Genomic DNA, 16832 nt, shown 5'->3' on the forward strand with positions numbered 1-16832 from the left:
TTTTTCTGCCCCCCATTTTTCTGTCCTCTCCCCTGCCCTCCCCACGACATTTTCTTGTCACCCATTTTCTTGTCTTTTTCTTCCCCGAATTTCCCTGCCCCTATTTCTCTGTCCCCCCTACCTTCCTCCCCAGCGGCTGCGGAGGGCGTCTAGCAGGACGGCTGCGATGATGACGGCTCCGGTGATCAGCTGTTTGATCGCGTCTTCTACTCCCATTTGTGCCAGGCCCGACTGCAGCACAGCGATGATCAACACGCCGATGAACGACGCCACCACGCTGCCTCGCCCGCCCATCAGACTCGTCCCTCCGATCACACAGGCGGCGATCGCCGATAACTCCAACCCGATCGCCGCGTTCGGGTCCGCACTGGACAGCCGACTGGTCTGCGACAACGCCGCCAACCCACACAGCAACCCTAAAATCACAAACGTCGCGATCGTGTACGGCGCCGTGCGAATCCCGCTCATCCGCACCGCTTCTTCGTTCGTCCCGATGGCGACGCAGTAACGCCCAAATACCGTTCGCGTCAGCAAAAACTGTCCGGCGATCACGATCGTCACGGCAACCAAAAACGCGGGCGAGAGTGGGATCCATGACAGCGGTTCCCCGAACGATTCCACTCGGCTGCCGATGTACATCGTTTGCGAATCCGTGATCACCTTCGTCCCGCCACGGGCCATTTCCAGCATGCCCAACGTGACGATAAACGACGGGATCGAAAACCAGACCGAAACAAACCCATTGAACAAACCACACAAGGACGTGACCAGCAAGCACGCCGAAAACGCCAACGGCAAACTCCACTCGTGCCGCACCATCAGCACCCCGATCACCGCCGAACCGAGCGCCAACATCGAACCGACCGACAAGTCGATTCCAGCGACGATCAACACCAGCGTCATGCCGACCGAGACGAAGATCAAATCCGGATTGGAATTGGCGATCGTGACCAGCGTCTGGGTCTGAAAGAAATTGTTAGAGCTGACCGAGAACACCGCGATCAACAACACCAGGACTCCCAGGAGCCCGGCGTACTGTAAAAACGACTGTGAGAGCTTTTGTTTCATGTTCCAGGTGCGTCTGCAGATTCATTCGTTCGATGCCCCGCAAAACTCGCTTGCAAGATGGCATCTTCGGACCACAACGACCGCGGCCGGGTTTCCACCAACCGACCGGCCGACATCACCGCGATGCGGTCGCAGGTGTCAAACAGTTCTTCTAAATCACTGCTGACGATCACAATCCCCTTGCCGGCCTCGGCCAGGGAACCGAACAGGTCATAGATCTTTCGCCGTGCCGCGACGTCGATCCCGCGGGTCGGTTCGTCGAACAAGAACACGTCGGCGTCGCGGGTCAGCCATTTCGCGATCGCGACCTTTTGTTGATTTCCCCCGCTGAGCGCCGCGACCGCCTGTTCGATACCGGTGCAGCGAGTTTCCATGGCGCGACACATCTGGTCGGCGACGGTCGCTTCGTCAGTGCCCTTGATGATGCCGTACCAGGAAAACCGTTTGACCATCGCACTGAGCGACGTGTTGCAGCGAATCGACTGTTCCAACAACAACCCGTTGTCCTTGCGATCTTCGGTGACCATCGCCAATCCGGCCGCGACGGCTTGGGATGGGTGAACGTACTGCGTGGGCTGGGAACCGGCGATCGAGACGCTGCCCGATTCCGGTCGGTCGGCGCCAAAGATCGCGCGCAACAATTCCGTTCGCCCCGATCCGACCAGCCCGGCGATGCCAAACGTCTCCCCGGCTTGAACCGCAAACGACACGTCGCGGACGAAACCACGGCAAAGTCCGTCGACGACCAATACGGTCGGACCGTTTGCCCCGGTGGCATCGTCGTCCGCATCGATCGATGCGACGTGCCGAACGCGCGTCGGCCCCGCGGCCGCCTCGCCACTCATCCGCTGGACCATCTGGTCGGTGGAAACCGATGCGGTGTCTTCGGTGCCGACGTTTTGGCCGTCGCGGAGCACGCTGACGCGATCGGCGATCCGTTTGACTTCGTCCAATCGGTGAGAAATGTAGATCATGCCGACGCCGCGGTTCCGCAACTGATTCAGCTGATCGAACAACAACTCCGTTTCGCTGCCGCTGAGCGCCGCGGTGGGTTCATCCAAAATCAACAGCTTGCAATCACGCGCGAGCGCCGCGGCGATTTCCACCATTTGCCGCGTCCCGACGCCCAGATCCGCGACCAGCGTGTGGGAATCGATGTGGTCCAACCGCAGCCGGTCCAACGCCTCGCGGGCCTGGCGATGCAAGACACGGCGCTGGACGATGCCGGCGACCGAGGGGAGACGATTGAGCAGCAAGTTTTCGGCAACGCTGAGTGTCGCGATCAGATTCAGTTCCTGTTGGATGATCTGAACACCGGCCGATTCGGCGGCCTGTTTGTGCGCCGGGGCGAACGGACGGCCCTCGATTCGCATGCCGCCGGCGGTGACGTCGGTCAGTCCGGCGATCATCTTGCACAGCGTCGACTTGCCGGCGCCGTTGGCACCGAGCAACGCGTGGATTTCACCGCCGCGGACATCGAAGTCGACATCGCGCAGCACGGTCACGCGGCCGTAACGCTTGGTCATCCCGACCGCATCGAACAACACGCTCACAGTGTTTCCGCCGTGACCAAGTCGACGGGAGTTTCGACGTCGCTGGGATCGACGGTTTCGCCGCTGATCAGTTCGAGCGCCGTTTCGATTCCGAAAACCGCCAGCTTGTCGCCGTACTGGTCGGCCGTGGCCAGGATCTTGCCGTCGCGAATCGCCTGCTGAACCGCCGAGATATTGTCAAAGCCGACGACCAGCACGTCGCCTGCTTTCCCGGCGGATTTGACCGCGGCGATCGCCCCCAACGCCATCGAGTCGTTGGCGGCCAAGATCGCTTTGATGTCCGGATGCTCGCTCAGAATCGATGCGGCGATCGAATTCGCCTTGGCCATCTCCCACTCGGCACTTTGGCTGGAAACGATCTCGATGTCGGCCGCCTGCATCGCCGCTTCAAAGCCTGCCAATCGTTGCTGGGCGTTGAACGAGGTCCGAATGCCTTCCAGGATCGCGACCTTGTCACCGCTGGACAACTTGCCGGCCAAGTAGTCGCCGACTTTCTTTGCGCCCGCTTGGTTGTCGGGACCGACGAAGGGGATCTGGACGTCTTCGCCGGCCAACACGTCCGCGTCCAGTTTATTGTCGATGTTGATCACCACGACGCCTTTGTTGATCGCCTTTCGCAAGGCCGGCACCAACGCTTTGGAATCCGCCGGTGCGATCACGATCGCGTCGGCTCCGGCGGCCACCATTTCATCGACCAACGCCACCTGACGGCTCAAGTCACGTTCGTCTTTGATGCCGTTGACGATCAATTCGTACTCCCCGGCGTGTTCACTTTGGTGCGTCTTGGCGCCTTCGGCCATCGTCGAAAAGAACTCGTTGGCCAACGATTTCATGATCAACGCGACCTTCGGACGCGCGTCGCCTTCGGACGCCCCCGGATCGCTCGTCGCGGTGTCGTTATTTGAGGAACAGCCGACGACGATAAAGACGGCGGCAAACAGGGTGGTCAGTAGGAAGTGACGCATCGAAGACTCGTTGGCGGGGTGGGAAAGGGGATGGAAAACCGGCGAGAGGGATCGCCGGCCGGTGGCGGATCAACCGCACACCGCCTGGATTTGTGTTCTGTGCGGCAAACTCGGCTGGGCGCCCCGCTTGGACGCGGCAAGGGCTCCGGCATGGTTGGCCCATGCGATGGCGTCGCGAAGTGAACCGGTTTCGGCCCAGCGGACGGCCAGCGCGCCGGCAAAGGCGTCGCCGGCGGCCGTGGTGTCGACGGCATCCACCTCGATCGACTCGATCAGTTCAGCCCTCGCGCCGTCGTACAGCATCGTGCCTCGCGGGCCCAACGTGATCGCCACGGCGGCCGGCCCCCGGGCATGCAATTGCTTGGCAATCGTCACGGCATCATCAATCGTTTCCAGACTTCCGCCGACGATCGCTGTGGCCTCGGATTCGTTGGGACAGATCAGATCGACGTCCAGCAATTCGTTCTCGAGCGTCGCCGCGGGTGCCGGATCCAAGATCACTTTGGCACCCGAACGTTTGGCGGTTTGGATTCCCGCCAGCACCGTCGGCTGGGGTGTTTCCAACTGCACCATCAAGACATCACAATCGTTGATGGCGGGTTCAAAGCGACGGACGTCCTCGGGCGTGATCCGCGCGTTCGCACCGGGGATCACGATGATCGCGTTTTCCCCGCTGTTTTCGACGTTGACGATTGCCAACCCCGATTCACAGGATTCGGCTTTCAACACCGCGTCGCAATCGATCGATTCGGCGATCAAATTCGCGAGCAGTTTTTGACCGAACCCGTCATCGCCGACACAGCCGATCATGCGGACCGCGCCGCCGCAGCGCGCCGCCGCGACCGCCTGGTTGGCACCTTTGCCGCCGGGGACCTCCGTCATCGATTGTGCCGAAACCGTCTCGCCCGGTTTCGGCAGGTGTTCACAGCGAATCACCAGATCCATGTTGATGGATCCCAACACGGCGATCGTCGGCTTCGGCACGTTGTTCATTGCGATGAAGGAGATGGAAGGTTTAGCGACACGGTTCCGCGACGGACGCCCGCTTGAGAAGGGTGGTGGGAACCTGCCAACGGTCTGAATTCGATCTCGCGGTGACGCCCTGAACGCTCGGTGATGACGCGGTCGCATCAACCTGGTGACCGGTCGGCTGAAGATCCAAACGCTCCAGCAACACGTCGGTGGCCAAGCGTCCGAGACGTGAAATGTCCTGGACCGCGACCGTCAGCGGCGTTTTCATCAGGTCCGCCGAGGGATGGTCATCAAAGGCGACGACCGAACAGTCGCCGGGGATTGTGTAGCCGCGCTCGTGGAGCGCTCGGATCGCACCGATCGCGGCCGGGTTGCACATCGCAAAGATCGCGGTCAAATCGGGGTGGCGATCCAACAGTTCCTGCGTCGCGTCGTAGCCGGATTGTTCGGTGAACGCGTCGCCCGCCACATATGACGGACCAATTGTGAACCCGGCTTGCTCGGCCGCAGTGCGTAATCCTTGCAATCGCGTTTTCGCCGGCAAGCTTTCACGGACGCCCGACAAGACGCCGATCCGGCGATGGCCGGCGCGGATCAAGACCTCTGCCAACTCCCGCGCCGCTTGCAGATTGTCCGACGTCACACAAGGCAACTCGATCCCCTCAAACACACGATCGACCACCACCACCGGCAACCCGGCCCGATCCAGTTGGATCAGATGGTCACAGCTGACACCGACCGGACAGACCAGCAAGGCTTCGACCTGCTTGGCACGCAACTGCCGGGCCAGTCGCTGCTCGATCGCTGTTTCTTCGCGACTATCGCCCAATAAGACCGAGAACCCGGACGCTTCGACCCCCAAGGAGACCTGACGGGCGATGGAGGCAAAAAACGGGTTCGAGACGTCAGGGACGATCACGCCGATCAGCCCGCTGCGTTTCAGCCGCAGTGAACGGGCGACTTGGCTGGCCTGAAACCCCAGATCATCGGCGACTTTGCGAACCGCTTTTTCGGTCGTCCGGCTGATCCGATACTTGCGTGCTTGGCCGTTGAGTGCCCGCGAGGCGGTCGAAACGCTGACGCCGGCGCGCTCGGCGACGTTCTTCAGCGTCACGGGTTGGGACGGCGCAGGATTCGGTGACACGGCAAGACCGGGCGACAGCAGGCGTCAGGGGGCAATGCACAATCGTTTGTGCTCTGTCCTGGTCAGTCTACCTGCCGATGCGGTATCGTTGCAACCGGCCGGGACCGACGACGATTCCGGCCGCGGAACGGCGTTTTTCCCGTCCCGTTTTTTTGCCTGTCTCCTCTGCCTTTTAACTCGAACCCCACCCCGATCATGGAAATTTGGCCTGCAATCGATCTTCGTCATGGAAAACCGGTCCGTTTGCGGCAAGGCGACTACGACCGCAAAACGGTCTTCGGGGACGACCCGGTCGAATTCGCGGTGCAGTGGCAACAGGCCGGCGCCCGGCGGCTGCACCTGGTGGATCTGGACGCGGCCCGGGGCGATGACCCGACGGCCAATCGTGACGCGGTCGCGCGGATCGTCGCGGCGACCGGGTTGCCCTGTCAGATGGGTGGCGGAGTGCGTGACCAAGCCGCGATCGAGGCTCTGCTGGAGTTGGGGTTGGCTCGGTTGGTGGTCGGTTCGGCGGCACTGAAGCAACCCGAGTGGTTTGCGTCGATGTGTGACGCGTTTCCGGGAAAGCTGGCCGCGGGCATCGACGCGCGTGATGGCATGGTGGCGACCGACGGCTGGCTGGAAACCAGTTCCACGCCGGCGATCGACCTGGCGAAAGACTTGCGGGGGCGAACCACCAACATCGCCGCGATCATTTACACCGACATCGCACGCGACGGGATGATGAGCGGCCCGAACTTTGATGGGCTGCGTGACATGGCCGCCGCAACCGACATCCCCTTGGTCGCCAGCGGCGGCGTCACGACATACGACGACGTGACGAAGTTGGTCGAAATGGACATGCCGGCGGCAATCGTCGGGCGATCGATTTATGATGGGGTGATGCAACTGGACAAAGTCATTGAGATCGCCGGAGACAGCTGAGATGCGGGCCGACGCCTGGGTAAACGAAAACGTCTCGTCGTGGGGTGCGACGATTGTAGCTACCTTCGCCAAAAGGTGGTATTTCGATGCAGTCCACGCTCTGGCGAGCGTCGCGACGTCAAAGTGGCGTTGTCGACCGATGCGTTGCTCAGCTTCTGCTTTGGCAATCGTGGTGGTGATCTTGCTTGGAAACCATGGATTCGCTCAGCCGGCGGCCAGTCGGCCTGTCTTCAAGCAATTGCCGCCGCCGGGGATCGAAATCGACCCGCAACGACGCGCGGCACTGCAGCAGCGTGTCGAATCGATCGGCGAGCGACTCGGCCGCGCGGTCGCGGAATCCGACGACGGATCGCTGTGGCGGAGCGACGTGGACGTTTTGATCCGGGCGGTGGATCTCGCACTCCGTCAGAATCTGTTCTTCAAACCCAAGGAAGTCGATGCGGCCGACCGATTGCTCGATGAAGCCGCACGGCGGATTGCTGCGGCCCAGTCGGGAACCCGTGGATTGCAGCTGATCGGATTCGATCCCGACGCGAACGATCATCCCCAGCCCTTGGTCGCCGGGTTCGTCTCCCGCATCGACGATTCGGTCCAGCCATATGGGATTGTCGTTCCGGCGGGTTTCACGTTGGACCGGATCGACCAGCCCCATCGGATGGACGTCTGGCTGCACGGTCGCGGTGACACGAAGACGGAGGTGCCGTTTTTGACCGAGCGGATGACGAAGGTCGGCCAATACGCTCCCGACGACACGTTTGTCCTGCATCCGTTCGGCCGCCACTGCAATGCGTTCAAGTTTGCCGGCGAGACGGACGTGTATGAAGCGATCGACGACATCGATTCTCGCATCGCCGTCGATCCGTCGCGCGTTTCGATCCGCGGATTCTCGATGGGCGGCGCCGGTTGCTGGCACATGGCCGTTCACGATCCGATGCGCTGGTTGGCGGCCAATCCGGGTGCCGGATTTGTCGACACGATCCGCTACCAAGGCTGGACGCAATCGACGCCTTTTCCGATCACGCCGACGGCGGAAAAACTGTTGCGTTGGTATGACGTCTTGCCGTGGACACAAAACCTGCGGGGAACCCACACGATCGCCTACAGCGGCGAAATCGACAAGCAGAAGATGGCAGCCGATCGCGTCGTCACTCGGGCCAAAGAGTTGGGGTTGGAGTTTCCCTATGTGATCGGTGCAGGCATGGGACACAAAATCGATCCGCCGTCGCAGCAGCGGATCGATGCCCAGATCGAACAATGGGCCGCCGAAGCGGGCGACGAGCCGGAGACGGAAATTGATTTCGTCACGTACACGCTCCGCTACAGCCGCGCGGGATGGCTGCGCGTGACCGGGATGCGAGAACATTGGACGCCCGCAACGGTCAACGCCCGCATCGACAACCAGTCCGAGAGCCTGCGGATTGCCACCGACGGAGTGACGCACCTTGAAATCGACTTTTCCGACTCCGGTTGGCCGGGCCGCCGCGGGGCGGTTGAAATAGAGATCGATGGTCAGACGTACGAGGTCCAAGACACCGGTAACCTGCGTGGGTTTCAGTGCGAACTGGCCCGCGATGCCTCCGGCGAGTGGACGCAAGCGACCGACGACGACATGACACAGCGTAAACGCCCGGGGTTGCAAGGACCGATCGACGATGCGTTTTGCGACCGCTTTGTGATCGTCATGCCCAGCCGACCGGCTCGGCACGGCCAAGTCCAACGTTGGATCGATCGCGAAGTTGAATATTTTCAAAAACGGTGGTCGCGGCTGATGCGAGGTGACGTGCAAGTCGTCTTGGATCGCGACCTGACCGACGATCAAATCGAAACCTGCCACCTGATTTGCTTCGGCGACTTCAGCAGCAACCGTTTCCTGTTCAACATCTCCGACCGGCTTCCGATCCAATGGACCCGCGAGACACTGCGTGTGGGGGAGCAAAGTTTTGACCCGGTCGATCATGCGCCCGTGTTCTGCTATCCCAACCCGGTCAATCCACGGCGCTACGTTGTCGTCAACAGCGGGCTGACGTTCCGCGAATTTTCCAACGTCAGTAACTCGCGTCAAATTGCGATGCTGCCCGACTGGGCCGTGCTGGACGTGACCGCCCCGGACGACTCGATCTACGCCGGCGAAATCAAATCGCAAGGTTTTTTTGACGAAACGTGGAAGCTGAAATAGCTCGCCGATCCAACCGGCGGGCTGCGTCTGTCGCAAAGTCACAACGAAATGCCAGCCCACGGAGTCACCCAACCGGTTAGAATCCAGGCGTTGCTGTCTAGCCTTCAGGCGATTTCCGGTCGCTGGCAAGCAGCGACACCGGGCGGCGAAAGCCTGCACCCCAGCGCACGTTGGTGATTAGCCTTTAGGCGATTCCCCTCGCTGCTCCGTAGCGCTCCCTGGCGGCAAAAGCCCAATGCCACTTACTTTTTGAGCCGACGGCGCTAGCCGCGGGCCTTGGATTGCCTTTCAAGACTTGTAAGGCCCGAGGCTAGCGTCTACGGCTCAGTTTGTGATCGCAAGTAAGTGGCATTGGGCGAAAGCCTGGACACCAACACGACTAACCATACCGATCCCTCCGCCATCTTCCCCCCAAAGTTTGCAACCATGAAAACGTTTGTTTCGACTGTCTTGCTGCTCTTGTGCGCCGGCACCGCCGTTGCCGACGCCCCGCCCAACATCGTCTTTTTCTTTACCGACGATCAAACCACCAGTACGCTGGGATGTTACGGCAATGAGGTCGTCCAGACGCCCAACATCGACGCGTTGGCCGCCCGTGGGACGCGGTTCGAAAACATGTTCGTCAGCCACTCGATCTGCTGGGTCAGTCGGACGACGATCCTGAGCGGATTGACCGGTCGCAGTTATGGATCACCGGACAACCCGGAACTGGCGCGGGCCGAAGCGGTCAACACGCTGTACAGCGACATCTTGCGAGAGCGTGGTTACCGCACCGGCTACTTCGGGAAATGGCATGCCAAAATGCCCAAGGGATACAAGCGGGAAGACCATTTCGACGAGTTCGAAGCGATCGGCCGCAATCCGTTCTACAAGAAGCAACCCGATGGCAGTTTGCGACACGAAACCGAAGTGATCGTCGACCGCGGCATCGACTTCATCAAATCACAACCCAAGGACAAGCCGTTCGCGTTGAACATGTGGTTCAATGCCTGCCATGCCGAAGACGGCGACCGACGCCCCGGAATCGGCCACTTTGCCTGGCCACGGGCGGTCGACGGGATGTACGACGACATCGACATCGCCCCACCGCGGTTGAATGCCCCGGAGATCTTTGAGGCCTTGCCGGACTTTCTGAAAACAACGATCAACCGCGAACGCTTTTTCTGGCGCTGGAACACCGACAAGAAGTACCAGACGAATATCCGCGCGTACTACCGCATGGTCAGCGGCATCGACAACGCGATCGGTCGCTTCATCAAGGAGTTGGAAAACGCCGGCTTGGCGGACAACACCATCATCGTCTACTCGGCCGACAACGGCTATCACATGGGCAACCGTGGGCTGGCCGGCAAGTGGTCGCACTACGAAGAATCACTCCGCGTGCCGCTGATCATCGCCGACCCCCGTGTCGCGCAGGATCAACGAGGCAAGGTGACCGATGCGATCGCACTGAACCTTGACCTGCCGGCGACGTTCGTTGATTGGTCTGGGGGTGATGTTCCGGCGCGTTACCAAGGGCACAGCTTGCGACCAATTGTTTCGGGGGCCAAACCAGATGACTGGCGAACCGAATCCTTCCACGAACACTTCGCCGTCCGCACCCGCATTCCGGCGTTTGAGGGGATTCGAAACGAGCGTTACAAATACGTCCGCTACTTTGACCATGGCAACCATGAGTTCCTTCATGACTTGAAGAACGATCCCGATGAACTGGTCAACTTGACCGCCGACCCCGCCCATGCCGAGACGTTGGCGGCGATGCGAGTCCGAACGGACCGGCGAGTGGAGGAATTGGGCGGACCGATCGCCCCGCTCAAAGCCCCCTTCACCGCGTCGACGGTTCCGCACCCCGAAGCTTCCGCAGCCGTGACGGTTCGGCCCGGCAACGACGGCTTTGTGAATCTGTTCAACGGCAAGAACCTGAGTGGCTGGACCGGCGATTCGAAGTACTGGTCGGTTCGCGACGGTGCGTTGACCGGTGTGACCGACGGTTCGCTAAAGATGAATCGGTTCATCACCTGGAAAGGTTCGACGATCCGCAACTTCGACTTGCGGGTTAACGTCAAGGTGTCCCCCGGCGGCAACAGCGGGCTGCAATACCGCGGCACGTCGCGGCCCGATCTGGGGCTGGACGTCGTGACCGGTTACCAGTGTGACGTCGTGGCCGACAATCCGAATTACAACGGCATGTTGTATGAAGAAAAAGGACGACGGATCCTCTCGCACACCGGCGAAAAGGTGGTCATCGACCCGCAAGGGCAACCGTGGATCGTCGGCAAAATGCCGGTCAAAGAATTCGCCGCCGACCAATGGCATGAGTACCGTGTGTTGGTCCGGGGCAACCACCACCAACACTGGATCGACGGCCACATGACGGCCGACCTGATCGACCTGGACGAAAACGGTCGTTCGCTCGAAGGCGTGCTGGCCGTGCAGGTCCACGTCGGACCGGCGATGACGATTCAGTACAAGGATTTCAAAATCAAACACCTGCCGGACGATCTGCCGTTGATCAATCCATCGGACGTCGAGATCCCGACCGGTGCGATCGGCGTGCGGCCCCAAGGTCGTCTGCCCAAAGATTGGAAACCGCCGGTGTACGGCAAGTAAGGTTTGTCGGCGGGAAGTGTCACGGCATGTCGATTCAATCTGTGATTTAAGAATTGAGACGACCGATCCGGCTTGATGCAAGGCGAGTGGTACCGCGCGGCCTGTTGCCTGCACGTGCGGCACTCGTCTCCCACCGCCGCTTGGTTTGCGGACTCGCCGAAGCGATGGGAGAGTCACCGTGTTCACCGACCTCGGAGGGGACGGCGACTGCTGAGCGGGTGCTTTCCGGTGGTGTCGATGAACGGTGCGAAAAATCCGCGGCGATCACGTTTTTGCCCCCCCAACCTGACAATGGTTACCGGCGGTTCGCTATCATCGACGGTGGCCTTTCTGACACTTCTTCAAGCACCCTGCCATGCCGAATATCCTTGTCGTAGACGACAGCGCCACCCAGATCGCGATGATCACTTCGGTCCTGCAGCAGCAAGGGTTGACGGTGCGGTCGGCAGCCAATGGGCGCGAGGCGCTCGCGTCGCTGCGGGACCACGCACCGGATCTGGTGATCACGGACATGCAAATGCCCGAAATGAACGGTGTCGAACTGATCCGGGCGATGCGAACCGATTTTTCGCTCGTCCCGGCGGTGCTGGTGACCGCCTTCGGCAATGAGGATCTGGCGGCTGAGGCGTTGGGCGTTGGAGCGGCCAATTACATCTCCAAGGACCACGTCGGCATCCTGCTGCCGGACATCGTCGCCCGGATGACGTCATTCGCCCAAGCCAATGCCCAATCGTTGTATCTGAAAGGGGCTTTGACCCGAACCTCATTCGATTTCGTACTCGACTGTTCTCTCGAACGGATCACCCCGCTGGTCAGCTTGATCGTTCGCCTGTTGGCCTCGATGAATGTGCTGCATACCAGAGAACGGATTCGGATGGCTGAGGCACTGGACTACCTGATCTTTCATTCGATCATCCACGGGAATTTTGAGATTCCGGTTCGTTCCACGCCGATGTCGATCGACGACGCGAGGACACTTGTTACCGAGAAACTCAATGACGCATCACTGCGATCGATCACCGAACGGATCGTGACCATTCAATTGGACGTGACCAACCGGGAAGCACGCTTTGTCATCACCCACGAAGGGCCCGGGCAACCGATTTTGCACGCCCCGATGCCGGGAACTCCGCAAAGTTTTTCCGATGAACGCGGCCGTGGGATGCTGCTGTTGACCAGCGTGATGGACGAAGTGTTCGTCGATGCGCACTCGAGCAACGTGACCTTGGTCAAGTACATTGCACGTTAGGACTCACTCCCGCCGTCCAAAGCCGCATCAACGGCGTGGCTCCACCCCAACCGTTCCAAATCGTCCCGGTCTGCCCAGCGACTTGCCGTCCACAGTCCGGCGTGACAGATCGGACAAATGGGGTTCCGTGAATCCAGGTACTGATGCACCGTCCGCACGTCGGGGACCATCCATACCGCTTCGCACTCGTCACAAATCACGAATCCACGCCTCGGCATCGGCTCGGTGGGATCGTCACCGGTGCAAATCCGAATGCCGCACAACCCGGCATCACAGATCGGGCAGACGGCGACCGAATGTAGTGGTGCGATCGCCGCGTGATCTGGCGGGGGGGAGGGCGATTGGCGGTGCTGATTCATTGTCGACTCAGAATGGGTAGGCGGTGATGACCACCGTGTCATCGAGCACCAATTTGACTCGCCGGGCGATCGGATTCTGTTGGCGTTTCCCCTCGCGCCCGCCGACATAGCCAACACGCCGGCCCATTTCGACGGTGTAAATCGTGCGGTCGCGGTCGACCTGCTTGGTCGAGCGTTGATTCTTTTTCGCCCACGCGTAGGCGCTGTCAATCGTCACCAAGGCGCCCTCCATGCCGCCGTCGAAGACGCCGTGCTTGCCGGGCCGCGATGGCATGTCACGGGTGTGGCGGCGCAGATGCTCCAACCGGTGTCCCTCGGCGCTTCCCGGGACGTACTGCAGTCCTTGCGGCGAGAGGTAGACGCGTGGCCGAATCTCGCGGAGCAATCCATAATGCAGTTCGGGATCCGCATCCCGGTCGACCGACGGCAACGACGACGGTTCGGCCGGAGCCGGAATCGTCGTCGGGTCCGGCGTGTCTGCGGCGGCGAACGGTTTCACGCCGGGCAGGTTCCAGCCCCATCGCTCGTTCAGCTGGGGCTGGGCCAGTGCGTACAGGCCGACCAGAAGTGCGATGACAAGCGAGCCAACGCTTTTTTTCCCGACGGGCATCGGCTTGTTCATCCGTGTCTTCCCAAACGATTTGGCGTCTGTGTCATGCGTCTGTGTCATGCGTCTGTGAGCTGACCTGTGTTCAGGCGTCGGGGCTGTTGCGATCTCGGGGCGGCGGAACGCGAGGCTGGGCGGAAGACGCTTTTTAAGAGCGGACGCCTGCCCGTTGCCGCTTGGCGACGGGCGCGTGGCTTGGCGGAGTCGGTTGCGGGGGAATCATCGCTTGGTCGTGGGGAGCGACCGCCTCGTCGGCCTTGACCGCCGCGGTCGGCCGCTCCGATGCCTGCTTGCCTTTGACGACATAGGTGTCCTGGGTGTTGGCCTCTTGTTGATAACGACGACGATACTTGTCGCCGTATCCATAGCCGATCGACTGGTAGCTGCCGCTGGCACTGGTCTTGTAGGACGCACCGCCACTGACCTCGTCGATCTCGTTGACCACCACGCCCATCACTCGGGCGCCCGCGGCTCGCAGCATCGAAATCGCTTCTTTCGCGTTCGGTTTGCAGCGGCGTCGGATCCGCATCACCAACATCGCGGCATCGACGTACGTCGTGACGACCGCGGGATCACTGACCATCAACAACGGCGGCGTGTCAACAATCACAAAATCATAGTGTTCCCGAGCCCACTGGAAGACTTCGGCCAACTCGGCCAAGGTCAACGCTTCGGCGGGGTTGGCCGGCAGCGGGCCGCAGGGCAGGATGTCCAGGTTTTCGATCGGCGACTGGTGAACCGCTTCGGCCGGCGCCAGTTCTCCGTTGAGCACGTTGGTCAGCCCGGTCTGGGATTCGAGGTTGAATCGCAGGGAGAGCCGCGGACTTCGCAGATCCAAGTCGATCAGCAGGGTACGTTTTCCCGACTGTGCGACCGAGCAGCCGACGTTGGCCGCCAGCGTGCTCTTTCCGTCGCCCGGCAGCGGGCTGGTGATCTGAAAGACCTTGCTGTCGAACTGGCGTCGGTCGAACAGCATTGCGGTTCGCACCCCACGCACCGCTTCGGCGGAAGGGGAATAAGGGCGGTGAACGACCGACAATTTCGGATCCAACTTGGAGATCGCCGAATCGACCATCCCTTTGCCCTGCTGGATTCGGCCTTCATCCAACGGAATGTGTGTCAGGACCGGCAGTCGCAACTCTCGCTGCACCTCGTCGGCACTGCGGAACATCTTGGCGGTGCTCTCGAACACCATCGCCAGCAATCCGCTCAACCCCAGACCTAACATGCCATAAAGAATCAGATCCTTTTTCAAATCGGGGCCTGTCACATAGGCCTGCCCAGTGTCCAACAGCGGTTCCACGAGAATGCCACCTTTGACATCCGCCAAATTCAGAGCTGCCAACTGTTGCTCCAGTTGCGTTTCCAATCCTCTCATCGTTTCGATTCGGCGGTTGAAAGAAGCGTCACGTTCCTCCACGATCTTCAGCTTGTCCGCTTCGTCCTTTTGCTGTTCGATCTGCAGGTCGATGTCGGCCATGTCCTGGGCGAGCACGGTGAGCTGGGCTTCGATTCCACGAATGTACGCATCGACGGCCGTGCGGGCACGTTCATCGCGAGCCTCGCGGGCCTCTTTGTCGTAATCGACGTTTTGCGATTGGGCGCGCAATTCGGCGATCCGGCGGGTCATCTGTTGGTTGATTTCGTTCAGCTTGTTCTGCGAGCTTTCGATCTGCATCGCGATGGATTTGACTTCCGGGTGTGAGGAACCGTAGGCCAGCTCCAACTGATCGCGTTTGATCTGCAAAGGGATCAAGGTGCGTTCGACCTCCAGCTTCTTAAGCGTCAGGTCGTCGGTCGTCGCGTTTCCGGGACCGACGATCTGCTTCAGCGGTTCGAATTCGTCGACGACGCTGCCCAGGTGGCCGATGATCTGTGCAACCAAGACCGGGTCGCTGTGCAGCTTTCGCGTGTTGACGGCCAAGCGAAGGTCGCTGTTCAGTTCGCGTTTTTGTTGCTCCAGTTCGGTTCGATAGGTTTGCAGCTGGAATTGTCGTTCGCGATACGGGTTGATCGCCTGGCCCTCGACATTCCATTCCAGGTCGGCGTTGTTGCGAAACGTCAGGTATTCACTCTCCAGATCCTTTTGCTCTCGGATCAGCTTGTCCATGGCGTTTCGAACCAGTTCGCCGACCTCGTTAATGGTCGATTGGCGTTCGCGTTCAAAGTGTTCACTGATCGCTTGACTGACGGCCTTGACCGCGGCGACGCAGACTTGGGGATCACGTCCGTCAAAGTTCAACGCGGCGATCATTCGATCCCGTGAATCGCTTTGGTCGGTCAGCGTTTGGAAACGGATGCCGCCGCGGACCATCGAGACGATTTGCTGTTGCGTGTTGGACTGCAGAGACGGAATGGATTTCAATTCCGGGTTGGACGCGACGCGATTGACGATTGCATCGGACGTGACCAACGATTGCATCAGATTGCCACTGGGAATCCCGCCGCGGACGATCCCGGTGTTGGAATCGAGTGAAATCGGCGTGTCACTCTTGAACATCAATTGAGTGGTCGCGCGATAGCTCGTCGGTTTTTGCTTGTACATCCAGTAACCGACTGAAGTGCCGACCGCGACGAACGCGGCCAACAGCCACTTGAACCGCCACAACACCGTCAAGATCGTCTCGCCCTGGTGGTGGGACTGAGACGGATCAAGCGAAACACTTGCGTCGTAATTGAGCGGCTGCGTTGTAGTCTGATCCAGCATCGACGAATGGACGGTTTGAAGGAGAGAGGTGCGAGATTGATAAGTGCCGAGCGTAGTTCACTTTCTTGAACCGTTCAGCCTTTTAGACGCATCTTTGCGCGAGGGTGTTCCCTCAGAAACCTACAGGCACCGGGTCGTCCAGGCCCGACGATGTGCATCCAACCCGAGCTGAAAATCTGCCGCCTGATAGTGCGATCGTCCCATTGCATGCTTTCTGCAAAAACGGCACGCCGGGCAACCGGAACGGTCGGAAAAAACGCACTTGCCGAAGAAAACTTCAAGCGGTCGGATCGAAGCGACATTTGCCATCCGGCAAAACCGCGCCGCGCCCGACGGGTCCATCGTTTCCTAGATCCGGCGTGGATTCAAGCCCCTCCTGAGAAGCCCGCCGCCTGCGTCAATAGTCCAAATCCCGGCGGAGAGCCATCAACTCCCTACTAGGCCACCCCACCTTCAATTAGTGCCACCCACCTATCGCTCCTAATTGGTGCCACCCAT

General features: G+C 60.4%; 12 protein-coding genes. 4 read left to right on the forward strand and 8 right to left on the reverse strand.

Features of this window, described 5'->3' with window-relative positions; genetic code table 11:
* Positions 1–117 precede the first annotated feature (117 nt).
* The 5 genes from H1B37_RS06600 to H1B37_RS06620 form a co-directional block, all read right to left on the reverse strand.
* Positions 118–1068 carry an ABC transporter permease gene (locus H1B37_RS06600; RefSeq protein WP_182865834.1) on the reverse strand — a complete coding sequence of 317 codons (951 nt, stop codon included), beginning with the start codon at positions 1066–1068 and terminating at the stop codon, positions 118–120.
* Positions 1065–2621: a sugar ABC transporter ATP-binding protein gene (locus H1B37_RS06605; protein ID WP_353620791.1), complete on the reverse strand. Its 1557-nt coding sequence runs from the start codon at positions 2619–2621 to the stop codon at positions 1065–1067. Before H1B37_RS06605 ends, H1B37_RS06600 begins: the two co-directional genes overlap by 4 nt.
* Positions 2618–3586: a sugar ABC transporter substrate-binding protein gene (locus H1B37_RS06610; protein ID WP_182865835.1), complete on the reverse strand. Its 969-nt coding sequence runs from the start codon at positions 3584–3586 to the stop codon at positions 2618–2620. The genes H1B37_RS06605 and H1B37_RS06610 overlap by 4 nt, the downstream gene beginning before the upstream one ends.
* A 69-nt stretch (positions 3587–3655) precedes the next feature.
* Positions 3656–4579, reverse strand: a complete 924-nt coding sequence (gene rbsK, locus H1B37_RS06615) for a ribokinase (RefSeq protein ID WP_182865836.1) — start codon at positions 4577–4579, stop codon at positions 3656–3658.
* 22 nt (positions 4580–4601) lie between these two features.
* Complete coding sequence (locus H1B37_RS06620; protein WP_182865837.1) at positions 4602–5702, reverse strand: LacI family DNA-binding transcriptional regulator; 1101 nt, start codon at positions 5700–5702, stop codon at positions 4602–4604.
* Between the two features lie 195 nt (positions 5703–5897).
* On the opposite strand from H1B37_RS06620, the gene hisA reads away from it, so the two are divergent.
* From hisA to H1B37_RS06640, 4 genes are all read left to right on the forward strand, one after another.
* The gene (gene hisA, locus H1B37_RS06625; protein WP_182865838.1) at positions 5898–6626 is read left to right on the forward strand and encodes a 1-(5-phosphoribosyl)-5-[(5-phosphoribosylamino)methylideneamino]imidazole-4-carboxamide isomerase; all 729 of its coding nucleotides are present in this window, start codon (positions 5898–5900) and stop codon (positions 6624–6626) included.
* Between the two features lie 172 nt (positions 6627–6798).
* On the forward strand, positions 6799–8802 hold the full coding sequence (locus tag H1B37_RS06630; protein WP_182865839.1) for a prolyl oligopeptidase family serine peptidase: 2004 nt from the start codon (positions 6799–6801) through the stop codon (positions 8800–8802).
* 426 nt (positions 8803–9228) lie between these two features.
* On the forward strand, positions 9229–11412 hold the full coding sequence (locus tag H1B37_RS06635; RefSeq protein ID WP_182865840.1) for a sulfatase-like hydrolase/transferase: 2184 nt from the start codon (positions 9229–9231) through the stop codon (positions 11410–11412).
* Between the two features lie 355 nt (positions 11413–11767).
* Entirely contained in the window at positions 11768–12661 is an 894-nt protein-coding gene (locus H1B37_RS06640; protein WP_182865841.1) for a response regulator, read from the forward strand.
* Here H1B37_RS06640 and H1B37_RS06645 read toward each other — a convergent pair.
* From H1B37_RS06645 to H1B37_RS06655, 3 genes are all read right to left on the reverse strand, one after another.
* Entirely contained in the window at positions 12658–13020 is a 363-nt protein-coding gene (locus H1B37_RS06645; RefSeq protein ID WP_182865842.1) for a hypothetical protein, read from the reverse strand. The two genes, H1B37_RS06640 and H1B37_RS06645, sit on opposite strands and share 4 nt — an antisense overlap.
* Positions 13021–13027: 7 nt before the next feature.
* Positions 13028–13642, reverse strand: coding sequence for a hypothetical protein (locus tag H1B37_RS06650; protein ID WP_182865843.1), 615 nt, complete (start codon positions 13640–13642; stop codon positions 13028–13030).
* A 133-nt stretch (positions 13643–13775) separates the two neighbouring features.
* A complete protein-coding gene (locus tag H1B37_RS06655; RefSeq protein WP_182865844.1) occupies positions 13776–16334 on the reverse strand; it encodes a polysaccharide biosynthesis tyrosine autokinase in 2559 nt (852 codons plus the stop codon).
* Positions 16335–16832: the final 498 nt, after the last annotated feature.

This window comes from Stieleria mannarensis, from assembly GCF_014154935.1.
In the GTDB taxonomy this organism is placed as follows: domain Bacteria; phylum Planctomycetota; class Planctomycetia; order Pirellulales; family Pirellulaceae; genus Stieleria; species Stieleria mannarensis.